General features: G+C 61.2%; 16 protein-coding genes. 11 read left to right on the forward strand and 5 right to left on the reverse strand.

Annotated elements, in window-relative coordinates; translation table 11 throughout:
- Positions 1-65: 65 nt before the first annotated feature.
- From K9857_RS00165 to K9857_RS00180, 4 genes are all read left to right on the forward strand, one after another.
- Positions 66-2,126, forward strand: a complete 2,061-nt coding sequence (locus K9857_RS00165; RefSeq protein WP_224532884.1) for a TonB-dependent receptor — start codon at positions 66-68, stop codon at positions 2,124-2,126.
- Between the two features lie 130 nt (positions 2,127-2,256).
- Positions 2,257-3,678 (forward strand): diaminobutyrate--2-oxoglutarate transaminase, encoded by a 1,422-nt coding sequence (locus tag K9857_RS00170; RefSeq protein WP_224532885.1) that lies wholly within the window; start codon positions 2,257-2,259, stop codon positions 3,676-3,678.
- Positions 3,679-3,745: 67 nt separating this feature from the next.
- Positions 3,746-4,891 (forward strand): efflux RND transporter periplasmic adaptor subunit, encoded by a 1,146-nt coding sequence (locus K9857_RS00175; protein WP_224532886.1) that lies wholly within the window; start codon positions 3,746-3,748, stop codon positions 4,889-4,891.
- Positions 4,892-4,903: 12 nt separating this feature from the next.
- Complete coding sequence (locus tag K9857_RS00180) at positions 4,904-8,032, forward strand: multidrug efflux RND transporter permease subunit (RefSeq protein WP_224532887.1); 3,129 nt, start codon at positions 4,904-4,906, stop codon at positions 8,030-8,032.
- A 5-nt stretch (positions 8,033-8,037) separates the two neighbouring features.
- Here the strand turns inward: K9857_RS00180 and K9857_RS00185 are convergent, their stop codons facing one another.
- Entirely contained in the window at positions 8,038-8,304 is a 267-nt protein-coding gene (locus K9857_RS00185) for a FecR/PupR family sigma factor regulator (RefSeq protein ID WP_224532888.1), read from the reverse strand.
- 113 nt (positions 8,305-8,417) lie between these two features.
- Here K9857_RS00185 and K9857_RS00190 point away from each other — a divergent pair, with 113 nt between their 5' ends.
- Together K9857_RS00190 and K9857_RS00195 are read left to right on the forward strand one after the other, a co-directional pair.
- Positions 8,418-8,735 (forward strand): fe2+ zn2+ uptake regulation protein, encoded by a 318-nt coding sequence (locus K9857_RS00190; protein WP_224532889.1) that lies wholly within the window; start codon positions 8,418-8,420, stop codon positions 8,733-8,735.
- A gap of 365 nt (positions 8,736-9,100) precedes the next feature.
- On the forward strand, positions 9,101-9,568 hold the full coding sequence (locus K9857_RS00195; protein WP_224532890.1) for a metallophosphoesterase family protein: 468 nt from the start codon (positions 9,101-9,103) through the stop codon (positions 9,566-9,568).
- A 146-nt stretch (positions 9,569-9,714) separates the two neighbouring features.
- On the opposite strand, the gene K9857_RS00200 is transcribed toward K9857_RS00195, so the two are convergent.
- From K9857_RS00200 to K9857_RS00215, 4 genes are all read right to left on the reverse strand, one after another.
- The gene (locus tag K9857_RS00200) at positions 9,715-10,341 is read right to left on the reverse strand and encodes a LysE family translocator (RefSeq protein ID WP_224532891.1); all 627 of its coding nucleotides are present in this window, start codon (positions 10,339-10,341) and stop codon (positions 9,715-9,717) included.
- A gap of 340 nt (positions 10,342-10,681) precedes the next feature.
- Positions 10,682-11,296 (reverse strand): dihydrofolate reductase family protein, encoded by a 615-nt coding sequence (locus K9857_RS00205; RefSeq protein ID WP_224532892.1) that lies wholly within the window; start codon positions 11,294-11,296, stop codon positions 10,682-10,684.
- Between the two features lie 128 nt (positions 11,297-11,424).
- A complete protein-coding gene (locus K9857_RS00210; RefSeq protein WP_224532893.1) occupies positions 11,425-12,099 on the reverse strand; it encodes a class I SAM-dependent methyltransferase in 675 nt (224 codons plus the stop codon).
- Between the two features lie 63 nt (positions 12,100-12,162).
- Positions 12,163-13,374, reverse strand: coding sequence for an MFS transporter (locus K9857_RS00215; RefSeq protein ID WP_318011735.1), 1,212 nt, complete (start codon positions 13,372-13,374; stop codon positions 12,163-12,165).
- 112 nt (positions 13,375-13,486) lie between these two features.
- Here K9857_RS00215 and K9857_RS00220 point away from each other — a divergent pair, with 112 nt between their 5' ends.
- The 5 genes from K9857_RS00220 (at position 13,487) to K9857_RS00240 (ending at position 18,297) form a co-directional block, all read left to right on the forward strand.
- Positions 13,487-14,260, forward strand: coding sequence for an AraC family transcriptional regulator (locus K9857_RS00220; protein WP_224532894.1), 774 nt, complete (start codon positions 13,487-13,489; stop codon positions 14,258-14,260).
- Between the two features lie 287 nt (positions 14,261-14,547).
- Positions 14,548-15,459, forward strand: coding sequence for a TauD/TfdA dioxygenase family protein (locus tag K9857_RS00225; protein ID WP_224532895.1), 912 nt, complete (start codon positions 14,548-14,550; stop codon positions 15,457-15,459).
- 33 nt (positions 15,460-15,492) lie between these two features.
- Positions 15,493-16,596 (forward strand): ABC transporter substrate-binding protein, encoded by a 1,104-nt coding sequence (locus tag K9857_RS00230; protein WP_224532896.1) that lies wholly within the window; start codon positions 15,493-15,495, stop codon positions 16,594-16,596.
- 13 nt (positions 16,597-16,609) lie between these two features.
- Positions 16,610-17,512 carry an ABC transporter permease gene (locus K9857_RS00235; RefSeq protein WP_224532897.1) on the forward strand — a complete coding sequence of 301 codons (903 nt, stop codon included), beginning with the start codon at positions 16,610-16,612 and terminating at the stop codon, positions 17,510-17,512.
- Positions 17,512-18,297, forward strand: a complete 786-nt coding sequence (locus tag K9857_RS00240; protein ID WP_224532898.1) for an ABC transporter permease — start codon at positions 17,512-17,514, stop codon at positions 18,295-18,297. The genes K9857_RS00235 and K9857_RS00240 overlap by 1 nt, the downstream gene beginning before the upstream one ends.
- The last annotated feature ends 4 nt before the right edge of the window (positions 18,298-18,301 follow it).

Raw genomic sequence — 18,301 nt, forward strand, 5'->3', positions numbered from 1 at the left:
GCTGGGGAAAAACAGCGTTCTGGACATTGAGAAAAACACCAAATTTTGTCGCAGGGGAGCGGGGCGTGAATTACAAAAAAACTACAATTGCACTGGCTGTGGGGTCGGCGTTCTGCCTGACGAACAGTGCATGGGCAGCCGAACAATCGACCTCCATGGAGATCGCTCCGATCACGGTCACGGGTGAAAAAATCAACCGTACCCTGGAGCAAACCCAGACGAGTGTAGCCGTCGTTACGGATAAGCAACTCCGCGAGAAGGAAGACCACAGCCTGGTCGATGTGTTCGCCCGCACACCGGGTATCTACAACACCTCCGGCAACGAAAACTGGGGTATCCGTGGCGTGCCGGTTTCCGGTTTCGATGACCAGGGCCCCGCCGCACTCAATGGTGCCGTGTCGGTATTCGTCGACGGCGCCGTGCAACCGAACCGCGCGCTGACCCTGAGCCCGATGCCGCTGTGGGACGTCGAGCAGGTCGAAGTGTTCCTCGGCCCGCAATCCACCACCCAGGGCCGCAACTCGCTGGCCGGTGCGGTGGTCATCCAGACCAAGAACCCGACCTTCGTACCGAGCCTTTCGGCGCAGGCCAACGGCGGCACCTATGGTGAACGCGGTGGTGCGATCGCCGGTGGCGGTTCGATCGTCGACGACAAGATTGCCGGCCGTATCGCCCTGGATTACCAGGAAGGCGACGGTTACATCGACAACCTGTTCAACGGTGATGACGCCAACCCGACCCGCACCGCCAACGGTCGCGGCAAGTTGCTGATCTTGCCGAACGACGACACCGACGTGCTGCTGACCTATGCCCACGGTGAAAGCCGCAAGGGCGACAACTCGGTGGTTCGCCAGGGCGACCGGATCCGTTACTACAAGATCGACTCCAACACCGAAGCCTACGACAAGCTCAAGCAGGACACGGTCAGCGCCAAGGTCGATTATCGCCTCAATGACGACTGGTCCATCACCAGCCTCACCGCCAACACCGACTCCGACTACGACGCGCGCCTGGACTTCGATCAGTCGTCCACCGCCAACCAGGTGGTACTGCGCAAGCAGGATGGCTACCTGTTCAGTCAGGAACTGCGCCTGAACTACAACTCGGACGACGTGAAGAGCTTCGCCGGTCTCTACTACGGCCACAACACCAACAATTTCCACGACCGCCTGTTCAACGGCTCGCGTCTGCTGGGTACGGTCAAGGGCGATACCTCGATCGAGAACAGCGCCGTGTTCGGTGAGGTCAACTGGACCTTCGCCCCGCGCTGGACCTTGATCACCGGCCTGCGCTACGACCACGAGAGCAACCACACCGACGTGGAAGCCGATGACTTCTCCGAGCCTGGCAAAGACACTCAGAAGTCCGATGCCGTGCTGCCGAAGCTGGGTATCGACTACGAGCTGGCGGACAATCAGTTCGTGGGCTTCATGGTGCAACGTGGCTATCGCGGCGGCGGCGTCAACGTCCGTGCCGGCAGCGGTCACACCTCCTACGATCCGGAATACACCACCAACTACGAGCTGTCGTACCGTGGTTCGTTCATGGATCAGACCCTGCGTACCCGCGCCAACCTTTACTACACCGACTGGAAGGATCAGCAGGTCAGCGTCGTGAACCCGCAAACCGAGTTCTTCGACGTGTTCAACGCCGGCCGCAGCGACATCAAGGGTCTGGAAGTTTCCGTTGAAAAAGACTTTGGTCAACAGCTGACCCTGAACGCCGGTGCCTCGGTAACCGATGGCAAGTACAAGGACTTCGAAACCAGCGACGGTCGCGACATGAGCGGCGAAGATTTCCTCTTCTCGCCGAAGTACAAGATGACCATGGGCGCCACCTATCGCTGGAACGAGCGTGTGACCCTCAACACTGACGTCGTCTGGCAGAGCACCGCCCCGTCCGAGTACGAGTTCAACGATGCCGGTCAGGTCATCAATGAGCGCAAGGCCGACAACTACTGGCTGGCCAACTTCAACGCCGAGTACAAGGTCACCAAGAACGTCTCGGTATCCGGTTACGTGAAAAACGCCTTCGACAAGGAATACGTCACCAACAACCGCAGCGGCGACATCATCGATGTTGGCGCACCGCGTACTGCCGGCCTGATCCTGCGCTACGACATGTAACGCAACCCCGGTAAATCATGGACAAGGGGAAAGGATTCCCCGCATCCGGTCTCAAGGCTTTCGTTACCTGAAAGCTTTCGCTTTCAGGCCGTTCTGGTCCTGTCCAAACCCAGCCTCCGTGGAGGAAATCATGAGTGCTTTTTCGAATGCCACATCCGGTGGCGCGCCACAGCTACGCCTGTTGCACACCGGTCTGTCGAACCCGTACTGCCTTGATCCGACCCCGCTGCTGGAACGTCAGCAACAGCAGGAATCCAATGCCCGCAGCTACCCGCGGCGCATTCCACTGGTGCTGGAACGGGCTCATGGCATCTACGTGCAGGACAGTCGCGGACAGGTGTTCGTCGATTGCCTCGCCGGTGCCGGCACCCTGGCGCTGGGGCACAACCATCCGGTAATCGTCGAGGCCATCACCCAGGTCCTGGCTTCGGGTCTGCCGATGCACACCCTGGACCTCATGACCCCGGTCAAGGACGCTTTCGTCCAGGAAATCTTCGGCTGCCTGCCAGCCGACTTTGCGCGAAATGCGCGCATCCAGTTTTGTGGCCCCAGTGGCGCCGATGCGGTGGAAGCCGCACTGAAGCTGACCCGCACCGCCACTGGCCGGCATTCGGTAGTGGCCTTTGAAGGGGCCTACCACGGCATGACGTTGGGCACGCTGGCGATCAGCGGCAACCTCTCGCCAAAAAATGCATTGGGCGGCTTGATGGCCGGCGTGCAACGCCTGCCATTCCCCCACGAATACCGCTGCCCGTTTGGTGTGGGCGGCGAACAGGGCGTGACCCTGAATGTGCGTTACCTCGAACACTTGCTCAGCGATCCGGAAAGCGGCGTGACCGCGCCAGCGGCAATGATCCTTGAGCCGATCCAGGGCGAAGGCGGGGTGATCACCGCGCCGGATCGCTGGATGCAGGAACTGCGACGCCTGACCCAGGCCCACGGCATTCCGCTGATCGTCGACGAAATCCAGTGCGGCATCGCCCGCAGCGGCCGCATGTTCGGTTTCGAGCACTCGGGCATCACCCCGGACGTGATCACTCTGTCCAAGGCCATTGGTGGCGGCCTGCCGTTGTCGGTGATGGTCTACAACGATTCCCTCGATGTGTGGCAACCGGGCGCCCACGCCGGCACCTTCCGTGGCAACCAACTGGCGATGGCCGCCGGCACCGCGACCTTGCGCTTCATCCGCGATGAAGGCCTGGTGGCCCACGCCGAAAGCGTTGGCGCGCACCTGCGCAAACAATTGCTGGCGTTGCAGAGCGAGTTCACCTGGATCGGCGATGTGCGTGGCCGTGGCCTGATGCTCGGCATGGAGATCGTCGATCCGCAGGGCGAGCGAGATGCCCAAGGCCATCCACCGGTGGACAGCGCCCGGGCCAAGGCCTTCCAGCAGGCGTGCCTGCAACACGGGCTGATCGTCGAGTTGGGCGGTCGTCACGGCGCCACCGTGCGCTTTCTGCCGCCGTTGATCATCACCGAACAGGAGATCGATTTCGTCGCGCAGATTCTGTTCCGCGCGGCCAGCACGATCAACGAGCGTCCGCTACGCTGATGCACTGCGACAGAGGGGCCTGCCGACCGCAATCGGCAGGCCTTTTTTCATTGGACAGGGAGTGACAATGCACAAGGTTTTCGCCTCCATGAAGCCCGCCTTGCTGTTGATGGCGGTGCTTGGATTAAGCGCTTGTGGTGAACAAAAACCGCCCGCCGCCAGTGCGGCGGTGCCGCAAGTGAAGACCCTGACGGTGCAGCCACGGGCCTTTGCCATGACCATCGATCTGCCGGGGCGGATCGAGCCGGTGCGCATTGCCGAGGTGCGCGCGCGGGTGGCCGGGGTGGTGCTGACCCGGCACTTTCAGGAGGGCAGCGACGTCAAGGCCGGCCAATTGCTCTTCAGCATCGACCCGGCGCCGTTCAAAGCTGCGCTGATGCGCGCCGAAGGCGCACTGGCCAAGGTCGAGGCCGATGCCTATCGCGCCAATGCCCAGGTCCAACGCTTCAAGCAACTGGTGGAGATCAACGCGGTCAGCCAGCAGGCCTTCGACGATGCCATGTCCGACCTCAAGAGCGCCCAGGCCAATCGCCTGACGGCCCAGGCCGATGTGACCACGGCAAAACTCAACCTCGGTTACTGCCAGGTGCGCGCGCCAATCAGCGGCCGGATCGGCCGCGCGCTGGCCAGCGAAGGTTCGCTGGTGGGGCAGGACGAGGCGACACAGATGGCGCGCATTCAGCAACTGGACCCGATCTACGCCGACTTCACCCAGTCCGCCGATCAGGTGGTGGCTTTGCAACAGGCTCTGGCCAGTGGGCGCCTCAACGGTCAAGGCGCCGCCGAGGTCACGCTGCAGGTGGGCAATCCGCCGAAGGTTCGTCGCGGCAGCTTGATGTTCTCCGATATTTCCGTCGATCGCGGCACCGGTCAGGTGACCCTGCGCGGCGAATTCCCCAACCCCGACAATCTGCTGCTGCCAGGCCTGTACGTGCGCGTGGTGGCGCCGGCCGGGGTCGATCCGCAAGCCTTGTTCGTCCCGCAACAGGCGGTGCAGCGCGGTACCGATGGTCAGGCGCGGTTGATGCTGGTGGACGCCGGTGGCGTGGTGCGCGAGCGGATCGTGAGCACCGGCGCGATGCAGGGCTCGGACTGGCAGATCACCCAGGGGCTGTCCGCCGGGGATCAGGTGGTGGTCGAGCGCGTCGACAAAGTCAGCGCCGGCATGCAGGTCAACGTCATCACCTTGGCTGGGCAACAGGCCCGCAACTGACGGAAGTTTTCGATGCCGGAATTTTTCATCAATCGTCCGAACTTCGCCTGGGTCATCGCGTTGTTCATCTCGCTCGCCGGGTTGCTGACCCTCGGGACGCTGGCGGTCAATCAATACCCGGACGTGGCACCGACGCAAATCACCGTCAGCGCCAACTACCCCGGCGCCTCGGCACAGATCGTCAGCCAGAACGTCACCAGTCTGATCGAAGAAGAGCTCAACGGCCTCAAGGGCCTGATCTATCACGAGTCCAACAGCGCCAACGGCGGGGCTGGCATCACCATCACCTTCAAGCCGGGCACCGATGCCGACCTGGCACAGGTCGACGTGCAGAATAGCCTGCAACGGGTGATCGGGCGCATGCCCCGGGCAGTGATCGAGCAAGGCCTGAAGGTCGATCAGGCGCGCTCCAATTTCCTGCTGGTCTACGCCTTGTCCTACACCGACGATCGGCAGGACTCCATCGGCCTGGCCGATTACGCGGCCCGCGCCGTCAACAATGAAATCCGCCGCGTCAACGGGGTTGGGCGGGTGCAGATGTACACCTCCGAACGGGCCATGCGCATCTGGGTCGATCCGGCGAAGCTGGTGGGTTACAACCTGTCGATGGCCGATGTCGGAAAGGCCATCGCCGCGCAGAACGCCCAGGTGCCCGCCGGCAGCATGGGCGAACGACCGGGGCCGGCCGACCAGCAGATCACCGCGACGGTGATGGTGCAGGGGCAGCTGGAATCGGTGGACGCGTTCGGCAACATCGTACTGCGCGCCAACGACGACGGCTCCAGCGTGCGCATCCGCGATGTGGCTCGGGTCGAGCTGGGGCGCAGGGATTACCGCTTCGACGCGCGGCTCAACGGCAAGCCGGCGGCGGCCATGTCCGTGCAGCTGGCGCCGGGGGCCAATGCGCTGGAAACCGCCGAGGCGATCAAGTTGCGGCTCGAGCAACTGTCCAGCACCTTGCCGGCGAACATGACCGTCAGCGTGCCTTACGACACCTCGTACTTCGTCGACGTGGCGATCCATCAGGTGATCTACACCCTGATCGAAGCCATGGTCCTGGTGTTTCTGGTGATGCTGCTGTTCCTGCAGAACCTGCGCTACACGCTGATTCCGGCGGTGGTAGTGCCGGTGTGTCTGCTGGGGACCATCGCGGTGATGGCGCCGCTGGGCTTCTCGATCAACATGATGACCCTGTTCGGCATGGTGCTGGCCATCGGCATTCTGGTGGACGACGCCATTGTGGTGGTGGAGAACGTCGAGCGCCTGATCCGCCAGGAGCATCTGTCGCCCAAGGCCGCGACCCGCAAGGCGATGAAGCAGATCAGCGGGGCGATTGTCGGCATCACCCTGGTGTTGTCGGCGGTGTTCCTGCCGCTGGCGTTCATGGGTGGTTCGGTGGGGATCATCTATCAGCAGTTCGCCATGGCGTTGTCGGTGTCGATCCTGTTTTCCGGGTTCCTTGCGCTGACCCTGACGCCGGCGCTGTGCGCGACGGTAATCAAGCCTTTCGACCCGGCGCATCAACCCCATGGCAACCGCTGGATGCGCGGGTTCAATCGACGCTTCGAGGCACTGGCTCAACGTTATGAGCGGTTGGGCGCGACCTGGGTCAGGCGCAGCGCCCGCAGCATGGGTTTGTACCTGCTGTTGTTGCTGGTATTGGCGTTTGCCTATGCGCGGCTGCCGACTTCATTTTTGCCGTCCGAGGATCAGGGTTACATCGTCACCGATATCCAGCTGCCGCCGGCCGCTTCAGCGTCGCGCACCGACGTAACGCTGCAGGCCTGGGAGCGATATGCCCTGGCACAACCGACGACGGATCATGTGCTGGCGATCCTGGGTTTCAGTTTTTCAGGGGAAGGCGCGAACGCTGCGATGTCCTATCTCACCCTCAAGGATTGGTCGCAGCGCGGTAGCGGCGAGTCGAGCAAGGCGGTGGCGCGCAAGGCGAACGATGCCTTTGAAGACGTGCCCGACGGCACGCTGTACAGCGTAGTGCCGCCACCGGTGGACGGCCTCGGCACCGCGAGCGGTTTCGACCTGCGCCTGCAGGATCTGGCGGGGCAGGGACACGAGGCGCTGCAGAAGGCGCGCGTTCAGTTGCTGGCGGCGGCCAAGGCTTCGCCGGTGATCGGGCATCTGAGCGAGGATGCACTGGCCGATGCACCGCAGATCAATGTCACCATCGACCGGGAAAAGGCCGAGACCCTGGGCGTGAGTTTCGATGTGATCAGCGCCGCGCTGGCCTCGGCGCTGGGCTCTGAGGAAATCAACGAGTTCGCCAATCAGGGGCGCATGCAGCGGGTGATCGTCCAGGCCGATGGCAGCAGTCGGCAAACGCCTGAAGCGCTGCTGCGCCTGCAAGTGCCCAACCGGCAAAACCAACTGGTGCCGCTGGAAGCCTTCAGCCGTTTCGAGTGGCAGGTGGGGCCACTGCAGATCGGCCGCTACAACGGCTCGGCGTCGCTGCGTTTCTCCGGCGAAGCGGCGTCGGGGTACAGCAGCGGGCAAGCCATGGCGGAATTGAAGAGAATCGCCCGGGAGTTGCCGGCCGGTTTCAGCCTGGAATGGTCGGGGCTGTCGTTGCAGGAGCAGCAGGCCAGCGACCAGGTGCCGATGCTGGTGGGCCTGTCGCTGACCATGGTCCTGCTGGTGCTGGTGGCGCTGTACGAGAGCTGGGCGATTCCCTTTGCCGTGCTGCTGATCGTGCCCATCGGCATGCTCGGCTCGGTCGCGGCGGTGACGGTGCTGGGCATGCCCAATGACGTGTATTTCAAGGTCGGGCTGATCACCATCATCGGCCTGGCGGCGAAGAACGCCATCCTGATCGTCGAGTTCGCCAAGGCGTTGCACGCGCAGGGTGCGAGCCTAGCGCAGGCGGCGTCTCAGGCGGCGCGCTTGCGCTTTCGGCCGATTGTCATGACGTCGCTGGCGTTCATTCTTGGCGTGGTGCCGCTGGCGCTGGCCACGGGTGCGGGCGCTGCCAGTCAGCGGGCGATCGGCACCGGGGTGATCGGCGGGATGCTGGCGGCGACGGTGCTGGGGGTGTTGTTCGTGCCGGTGTTCTTTGTTTCGGTGCTGACCCTGGCCGAACGGCTGCGCAAGCGTCGCTCGGTAAAGGTCGAGGAAGGTGTGTTGTGAGCAGGTTACATCTTGCGCACACCGTGGTGACGGGAGGGCGGATCGGTCAGCAGCTTTTTCGCGGTGCGCGGGTCGTTCGGCAGCTCGTCGCTCAGATCCCAGATCTCCAGCATCTTCGCGTACTCGAACGCGTGCCGCGGATCGGCCTGGACCCATTGCTGAAACGCCGCCCGCTCCTCGGCGGTGCAGGTTTCATCATTCAGACGCAGGCACCAGTTCGCTGCCTGAGTGAGGATTTCGTCTTCTGAATCTTGAGGGTTAGAGGGTTTCATCAACCGTTACCTGTGTGACCGATGCAGGCACTCTAACGGAGCAATTGGTAAAAAAACGTCAAAAACAACATCACCAATTCAAATGCCAAACGTTTTCGAAAAGGACTGTTCGCATGTACCACCTTCAGGCCCCGATCGCTCCACGCACCAACAAACCGATCCGCGAACTGCTGGAGTTCTACGGCCTGCGCACCAGCCTGATCCGCCTCAAAGTCATCGACGCCCTGCTGGTCGCCGCCCGGGAAGGCCGCAGCATCGGTGTGAACGGCACCCACGCCTGGCTTGAGGCCTCGGCGGTGGAATGTTCGTTCATCAGCGTGCGTGAGGTGTTGAAGCGCTTGTGCGAAGAGCGGGTCATCGATTACCAGGCGGACAAGAGTTACAGCTTTACGGCCGAGGCCTGGGCGATTCTGATGCGTCCCTCGGCCTGACGCATAACCCCGTAGGAGCAAGGCTTGCCCGCGAAGACGGCCTTGTAGCCAACCAAATTCCCCAGATGTACAGAAAGTCCCATTGTGGGAGCGGGCTTGCTCGCGAAAGCGGTGTGTCAGCCAGCATCTACGGCACTGACACTCCCTCTTCGCGGGCAAGCCCGCTCCCACAGGTTTTTGTGTCGGTTGCAAAATTTGTGGTCGGCACAAACCCTTGTGGGAGCGGGCTTGCCCGCGATGGCGGCCTGATAGCCGACTAGGTTTACCCGGCTGTACTCAGGTCCCACAGGTTTTTGTGTGATTGCAGGATGCTAAGTCGAGACGAATAATCAGGGCATGTTTTTGAATCGGTCATGGAGTTCTGCATGAAAGTGGGCGTGATCTCCGACACCCATGGTTTGCTCCGCGCCGAGGCCCTTGAGGCATTGCAGGGCTGTGAGCGGATCATTCATGCCGGTGACATTGGCAAGCCGGAGATTCTTGAGCAACTGGAGGCCATTGCGCCGCTGTATGTAGTCCGTGGGAACAATGACCTGAAGCTGCCTTGGGCGGGGCGGATTGCCGATCATCTGCGGTTCGAGCTTGAGGGGTGGCAGGTGCTGCTGGTGCATGACATGGCGGATGTGCCGGCGTTGCTGGAGGAGGGGACGAGGCTGGTGATTACCGGTCATTCGCACAAGCCGGTGATTGAATGGCGGGGGGAGCGGTTGTTTCTTAATCCGGGGAGTGCGGGGCCGAGGCGGTTCAGGTTGCCGGTGACGGTGGCGGTGCTCGAGGTGAAACCTGATGCGCTTGAGCCGCGTCTGATTTCGTTGCTCGACATTCCGGCCTGACATTTAACCCTGTGGTGAGGGGATTTATCCCCGTTCGGCGGCGCAGCCGTCGTAAAACCTGAATGCACGGTTTGTCTGAATGAGTGCAGGGGGCCGCTTCGCAGCCCAACCCAGCGCTGTGTAGTCACAACATCAGCAAAGCGGGCTCAAGCTAGAGGTTTACGCGTAAGAATATCGATCGCGAACACCCCCAGTACCGTACCCGATACCCAGCGTTGCGCCCGCATGGCCTTCGGTCGAGTGGTAAGGAAGCGACTAACTCGCGCGGCAGCCAGGACGATCAGGCCGTTCACGGTAATTGCAATGGTTATCTGCACCAGCCCCAACTGCATGTATTGCTGAAGGGTCGAGCCTGTCGAAGGATCAATGAACTGGGGGATCAGTGCTGAATACATCAGTGCGATTTTCGGGTTCAGCAAGTTGGTTACCAGCCCCATGGTAAAAAGCTTGCGAGGTGAATGAGGGGATAGTTCGCGCGCCTCGAACGGCGAAGCACCTGTCACCATATTCCAGGCCAGATAGCCGAGGTAGAACGCGCCCCCAATGCGAACCACGTCATAGGCCATCGGGACGGCCTTGAACAGTGCCGCCAGACCAAGGCCTGAAGCAACCAGGTAACAGACGAAGCCCAGCGCGACCCCTGCCAGCGAAATCATGCCGGCCATGCGTCCTTGCGAAATCGCTCTGGACGTCAGGTAGATCATGTTCGGTCCCGGCGTCAGGACCATGCCCAACGCGATGATTGCCACGCCAATCAGATTCTCCAATGGCATTTCAACGTTCTCCTTTTCCCATACTCAACTCTTATATCGGCGCCGGCTCGCGCCGGTCCAGGTCACTACGGTACAGCGCTAGCCGGCCGGGATGGGCGACGGGTCGGTCCAATATTTCGTCAAAGGAAATTTCGCAGCGGGGAATTCTAAAAGTCCTACAGGCTGTTTGTGCTGCGTTAATGAAATGGTACATCAGGGGCGCTGATAGAGACTGCGGGACGGGGCCGACAAAAGCGATGCTGCGGCGCAGCCCGACTTGGCGGTGCGACGTTTTCGTAAATTTCCTGGCCACAAGTAATCTCCATTGCCTCAGGGGTAGCGATGTATTGGGTAATCGTGTTTACCCGAACGTCCCAGTCTGCACCTCCCCACTACGCACATACCGCGCCACCAGCACACCACCGGGCGTGGTAATGGAATGCTCCAAAACAAACGCCGAAGCCTGCGCATCATCCCCGAACAACCGCTTGCCACTCCCCAGCAGAACGGGATGAATCATCAGCCTTAACTCATCCACCAACCCCGCCGCCAACAACTGACGCACCAGATCGCCGCTGCCCTGGGTCAGCAGCTGTGAACCGTTCTGTTGTTTGAGCGCGCGCACGGCTCCGACGACATCCGGGTCCAGCACCCGACTGTTATGCCAATCCAGCGAATCCGGCCGATGGGTGGCCACGTGCTTGGGCACGGCGTTGAACAGGTCGGCGATGGGGTTTTCGGCTTCGGGTTTTATCTGCGGCCAGTAGCCCGCGAAGATGTCGTAGGTACGCCGGCCCAACAGTAATTCGAAAGGCTCGGCGAACAGATCCATCACGGCCTCGCCGGACACTTCGTCGGCGTAGGGCACGATCCAGCCGCCGAAGCGGAAGCCGTCACTGCGGTCTTCTTCGAGGCCGCCGGGGGCTTGCATGACGCCGTCGATGGACATGAAGGCGGCGACGATGAGTTTGCGCATGGTGATCTCCTGGTTGGATCTGGGTCCGCTTCCTGTGAGAGCGAGCCTGCTCGCGATGGTGGTAGAGACACCGCGGGGTGTCAGATAGCCAACGTCATCGTTGACGACCATCGCGAGCGTGCTCGCTCCTACAGGGTTTGGGGCGTGGCCACTAGCAGTAAAGACTGCGGGACGGGGCTTTGCGGGTGCTGGGGCTCCTGCAGTTCGGCCAGGCGCAGCCCGGCCATGTCCAGCGCCCTGATCCAGCTGGAAAGGGTGCGCATGTACCACGGCATGGGCTGCCATTGGCCCTTGAACCCGGCGAAGGTTTCTTCGCGCCAGCCATCCTGATAATCGCCCGCCGCTGCGGTCCACGGATGCAGCGTCTGGATCACAATCGAGCCACCGGGGGTGAGCAGGACTTTCATCGCGGCAAGCAGGGGAATGATGTCCTGGTGCAGCAGGGCGAAATTGGCGCAGATTACGTCGTAATCCCTGCCGATATCCACCTGTGCTTCGGCCAGCGCTTCATAGCTCGCCAGATGCACCTGCGAAGCGCCCGCAGCCCGCGCCGACGCCACCAGCGTCGAATCGCCATCCACCCCGACTGCCTCGATCCCGCGTTGCGCCAGCGCCCGCAACAGCCAGCCTTCGCCGCAGCCGAGATCCAACACACGCTCAGGCTGGCGACTCTGAATCGCCAGCAAAATCGCCCGATCAGTCACCTGCTGACGACTTTCGATAGCGCCGCTGCGCACGGCTTCGATCCAGGCTTGGGCGTTGTGCTGCCAGCTCTGCAGCAGGCTGGATTCCGGGGAGGACATGGGAGCGACCGGCTTGATGGGTTGAATCATCAGGATAGGCCACCCGAAGGTGGCCCGTCCTCGTCAAATCCCTTTGGTCGACGGCAGGAGAATGGTCATGATGCCAAGCAGCGGCAGGAAGGAGCACAGCGTGTACACGTATTCGATGCCATGGATGTCCGCCAGATGCCCCAGCAGCGCGGCGCCGATGCCGCCGAAACCGAACATCAGACCGAAAAACACACCTGCGATCATGCCGACGTTGCCCGGCACCAGTTCCTGGGCGAACACCACGATGGCGGAGAACGCGGAGGCGAGGATGAAGCCGATGAACACACTCAGCACGCTGGTCCAAAACAGATCAACATAGGGCAGAGCGAGGGTAAAGGGCGCGGCACCCAGGATGGAGAACCAGATCACTTTCTTGCGGCCGATCTTGTCACCGATCGGCCCACCGAAGAAAGTGCCCGCTGCCACCGAACCGAGGAACAGGAACAGGTACAGCTGGGAGCTGGCCACCGACAGATCGAACTTCTCGATCAGGTAGAAGGTGTAGTAGCTGGTGAAGCTGGACATGTAGAAGTACTTGGAGAACACCAGCAGCGCGAGCACCACCAGGGCAAAGGTCACGCGGCGCTTGGAAAGGCCGTGGGTCGCCTTGCCCCCCTGCTTGAGTTTGAACAGGTTCAGGTGCGCGCGGTACCAGCGGCTCAGGCCGAACAGAACCAGGATCGCGAATACCGCAAACAGGCCGAACCAGGCCACGTTGCCCTGGCCGTAAGGAATGATGATCGCCGCGGCCAGCAACGGACCGAAAGCGGTGCCGGCGTTGCCGCCCACCTGGAAGGTCGACTGCGCCAGACCATAACGACCACCCGACGCCAGACGCGCCACTCGCGAGGTTTCCGGGTGGAAGGTCGAAGAGCCGATCCCCACCAACGCCGAAGCCACCAGAATCGCCGGAAAGCTACCAACAAACGCCAGCATCAAAATGCCGATCAGCGTGCAGACCATCCCGGCCGGCAGCAGCCAGGGCTTGGGATGACGGTCGGTGTGATAACCGACCCACGGCTGCAACAGCGATGCGGTCAGCTGGAAGGTCAGGGTGATCAGACCCACCTGGGTAAAGGTCAGGCCGTAGCTGGCCTTGAGCAGCGGGTAGATCGAAGGCAGCACGGCCTGGATCAGGTCGTTGATCAGGTGCGCCAGGGCGCAGGCACCGATCACTCGCATGACCAGTGGGCTGGTCTGGCTGGCCGCCGAAGCGGTCGCAGAAGGGGTCGTCATTGAGGACATTGCACGTCATCCAGGCTGAGTAAGAGCATTGCGTAGATCAGCCGCTATGCTAGATTTCGCGAAATTGCCTGTCTCGCGCGATTCGGGCGCTGACTTTCGTAAAAAGGGCATCATGGACAAATCACTCGAAGAATTTGTGCTCGCAATGGACGAAGTGGACTGGCCGGTGTGCACCAGCGCGACCGATTACCCGGAAAACTGGTTCATCAAGCCCCACAGCCACATCAAGCATCAGCTGATCTACGCCATCGAGGGCGTGATGGTGGTGCATTCAGGCTTGAACCAATGGACAGTTCCGCCGAGTCGCGGCATCTGGATGCCCAGCGGCCATGTGCATTCGATCCGCTGCGTGGGTGCGTTGAAAATGCGCAGCGTCTTCGTGCGACAGGAATGTTTTCCGCAACTGCCGGATGAGACCCGGGCGGTGAGTATCTCAGCGCTGTTGAGCGAGCTGATCAAAACCTCGGTGAGCATCGCCGGCCCTGTCGACGAGGACTCCCGGGAAGCGCGAATCATGCGTCTGATCGTCGATGAACTGACGCTGCTGCCGACCTTGCCGTTGCATTTGCCGCAACCGGTCGATCAGCGTATCCAGGCCATCTGCGACGCCTTGCGCCAGGACCTCGGAGACAGTTCGACCCTGTCGGACTGGAGCGCGCGACTGGGGCTGGATGCCAAGACCATCCAGCGCCTGTTCCACAAGGAAACCGGCATGACTTTCGGCCAGTGGCGTCAGCAGGCAAGGTTGCTCTCGGCGTTGGAGCGTATTGCGCAGGGCGAGAAAATCATCGATGTGGCCGGAGTGCTGGGCTACGACAGCCCGAGTGCGTTCAGCACCATGTTCAAAAGACAGTTCGGCACCACGCCCAGTCATTTTTTCAAATGACCCCTGACCCTGTAGGAGCGAGCACGCTCGCGATGGTCGTTAACGATAACGTTGGCTGTCTGACACCCCGCGGTGACTGTCCCTCCATCGCGAGCATGCTCGCTCCTACAGGAGGGCATGTTTAGTTATTACGTAATAACTAACAACTTATGTCTTTTTATTAAATCACATCGCTCATTTGTTATATGGCCTAACTTCTATCTTTAGAATAATTTGTGATTAGTCATCACTGCTTTTATGTCTTTATGATCTGTCCCACAACAACTCGTGAGACAGGAGGTAGCTCGATGACTATTCAAATCAAACCGGTTGCAGGTCGAATTGGGGCACAACTCGAAGGCGTAAAGTTGGGCGGCGATATCAGCGCCGAGGACTTCGAATTCATTAACCAGGCACTTCTAAAATATAAAGTGCTGTTCTTCCGCGAACAGCATCTCAACGATGCCGAGCATGAAGCCTTCTCCCGCCGTTTCGGCGATCAGGTCCCACATCCCACCGTAAGATCCGCGGAGCAGAGCGCCGCGATCCTGCACCTGGACGCCAAGGAAACCCGCGCCAACTCCTGGCACACCGACGTCACCTTTGTCGCGAACTACCCGAAAGTGTCCATCTTGCGTGGTGTGGTTATCCCCCCGTACGGTGGTGACACCGTATGGGCCAATACCGCAACGGCCTACGCCGACTTGCCCGAGCCATTAAAACAACTCGCCGATAATCTTCGGGTTCTTCATACAAACTTATATGACTACGCCGCACCGCGTAATACCGACGAATCCGGGCTCAAGCGTTATCGCGAACAGTTCACTGCCGAGATCTACGAAACCGAACATCCATTAGTACGAGTCCATCCGGAGTCCGGTGAAAGAAGTTTGTTATTGGGGCACTTCGTCAAACAGATCCAGGGGGTGAACACTAACGACTCCAAACAACTGATTCGCCTGTTCCATGACCGCATCACCCATGTCGACAACACCGTGCGCTGGCGCTGGCAGGAAGGCGATGTGGTGATCTGGGACAACCGCGCCACGCAGCACATCGCGATCAACGATTACGGCGATGCCCAGCGCATCGTGCGTCGCACCACCATCGACGGCGATGTCCCGGTGGGCGTGGACGGGCGCCTGAGCGAAGCGCTGAAACCGAGCCCGGACGCGCGCTCGCCAAAAACCGAAGCCGACAAAAAACACCTCGCCGCCTGACAGGCCAGTCTCATCGATACAAGGAAGGCTCACATGAAGCTCAACGGCATTCGTCTGTTCAAAAAAGGCAGCATCGCTGCGGCACTGGCTGCGGTACTTGCGATCCCCGTGGCTGAGGCCGATGTGTTGCGCATCGGTGTCGCGACAGCCGGTGGCGGTGATCCGGTGACCTTTAGCGGTTCGCCTCTGGGCATCGTGCGCAATCAGCAACTGCTGGAAAAAGCCTTCGCCGGAACCGGCACCGAAGTGCAGTGGTTCTTCTTCAAGGGCGCGGGGCCTGCGGTCAACGAGGCACTGTCCAATCAGCAGCTGGACTTCGCCTATCAGGGCGATCTGCCGGCCGTGGTCGGGCGTTCCAATGGACTGGACACCAAGTTGCTGGCCGCCCTAGGCGTGCGCGCCAACCTCTATCTGGCGGTACCCAAAGGCTCGCCGCTCAAAACCATCGAGGATCTGAAGGGCAAGAAAGTCGCGATCTTCCGCGGTACCAACGGCCATCTGGTGATGATCAATCTGCTGGCGGAACACGGTCTCACCGAGCGTGATATCAAGGTCATCAACCTCGATACCGGCAGCTCCCAGGCGGCCCTGATTTCCAATGGCGTGGATGCCGCCTTCGGTGGTCGCGAGTTGTTCAAGCTGCGGGACAAAGGCCTGATCGACATCGTCTACGACAACCCTGAGCAGAACGTGCGCTACACCCGGCAGACGGCGCTGGTGGTGCGCGGTGCCTATGAAAAGGAACACCCGGCCAACGTGCAAAAGGTCGTCGATACGCTGGTGGACGCGGCGAAATGGACGTCGGACGAGAGCAATCGTGACGCGGTCTTCACCGAGTGGGCCAAGAGCAACGACCCCGCGGATTCACTGCGTGCCGACTTCACCGGCGTCACCCTCAGGGACAGGGCATCGCCTCTGGTCGACAACTTCCTGATCAGCCGCTATCAGGCGGTGGCGGAGCAGGCCAAGGAAGAAAAACTCATCCGCCGGCCGATCAGCATCGATGGCTGGTTCGAGACCAGTTACCTGCAGAAATCCCTCAAGGCCAAAGGACTGGAAAGCTACTGGACGCCTTACGGCCCGGACGGCAAACAGCCAGCGGGTGATGCAGTAGCGGCCACGACGACCGCCAAATAAAGGAGCTAAGCAGATGGCCAGGGCACAGACCGCAAGACTTGAGAAGTATGGGGCGCCGGCATTGCCGAGCGACAACGTCAAACGTCTTCCACCGTCACCCGTGCGCCCGGTGCGCAAGGTCGAGGCGCCGCGCACTTCGGCCTGGTCCCTGAACCTGGGTGACAAGGCCTTGCCCTGGCTGTTGCCGCTGCTGTTGCTGGGCCTGTGGTATCTGGGGGTGGAGCGCGGCTGGCTGTCGGAGCAGGTACTGCCACCACCGGCCTACGTTTACCAGGCGCTGTCGGACCTGGTCAGCAGCGGCGATCTATGGCTCAACGCATCGGCCAGCCTGCAGCGGGTGGTGGTCGGATTCGGTCTTGGCGCCTTGCTCGGTGTAGCGCTGGGCCTGGCCATGGGACTGTCGCGGACGCTGGAGGATTATCTGCTGCCGACCTTCAACGCGCTGGTGCAAATTCCGGTGCTGGGCTGGCTGCCGTTCGCCTTGCTGCTGTTCGGCATCGGCGAGACGCTCAAGTACGTACTGATCGCCAAGGCGGCCCTGGTGCCGATCACCCTGTGCACTTTGCAGGCGTTCCGGCAGGCGCCGAAAAACCTGCTGGAAGTCGGTCGGACCTACGGTTTCAGCCGTCGGCAAAGCGTCACCTCCATCGTTTTGCCGGCGGCGATCCCGACCCTGTTCACCGGCTTTCGCCTGGGCTTCACCAAGGCCTGGCTGTCGCTGGTGGTGGTCGAGTTGGTGGCCTCCAGTGAAGGGCTGGGTTACCTGATCGTTTATGGGCGTCAGCTGTTTCAACTCGATTTGGTCATGGCCGCTGTAGTGGTGGTGGGGACCCTCGGGCTGCTGATCGATCGCGGTTTCGATTACGCCGAGAAGCGCCTCAATCGTGGTCGGCCAATCCTCGGAGGGCAGCGGTGATGAGCGCGACTCTGTCTATTTCCAATGGCAGCCACCGCTATCGCGGATGGGTCTTGCCGATCTCCGTGGTCGCCCTGTGGTGGCTGGCGTCGAACCTGGGCTGGAGCGAATCGGGGCTTTTGGTTTCACCTGAAAAAGTCGCGGTAACGGCCTGGGATCAGATCACCTCGGAAAAATTCTGGCGGGCGATTTCCGCGAGTCTGGCGCGCAACCTCAGCGGCTTTTTCATCGGCACCGCGTTGGGCCTGGTGCTGGGTTGCCTGTTGGGTCTTTCGCGGCACTTCGAGCGCTTGGTTGGCCCGAGTTTCAACACCTTCAAGCAAATCTCGCTGTTCGCCTGGATTCCGTTGATCTCGGTGTGGTTCGGTCTGGGCGACGTGGCCAAGGTGGTGTTCCTGTCGCTGGCCGCGCTGGTGCCGGTGGTGGTCAACACCTGCGACGGCTTGCGCAACGTCCCGCCGAATTTGCTGGAAGTGGCGCGGGTCTACGGTTTCAGCCGCTGGCAAACCATCGTCGGCGTGATGCTACCCGCCGCCTTGCCGTCGATCTTCACCGGGCTGTATCTGGCGCTGGTCTACAGCTGGCTGGCGACCATCGGCGCCGAATATCTGCTGGTCTCGGGGGAGGGCATCGGCAACACGCTGATCGATGGCAGCGAGCATTTCATGATGGATCTGGTGCTGTTTGGAATGGTGATTATCGGCCTGGTGGGATGGGGACTGAACGCGTTGGCCCGGAGTCTTGAGCGGCGGATGCAGCGTTTGTATGGCATCTCTCCTCGCTGATTGA

Origin of the sequence: Pseudomonas sp. REP124 (genome assembly GCF_020164475.1) — a bacterium.
GTDB lineage: Bacteria > Pseudomonadota > Gammaproteobacteria > Pseudomonadales > Pseudomonadaceae > Aquipseudomonas.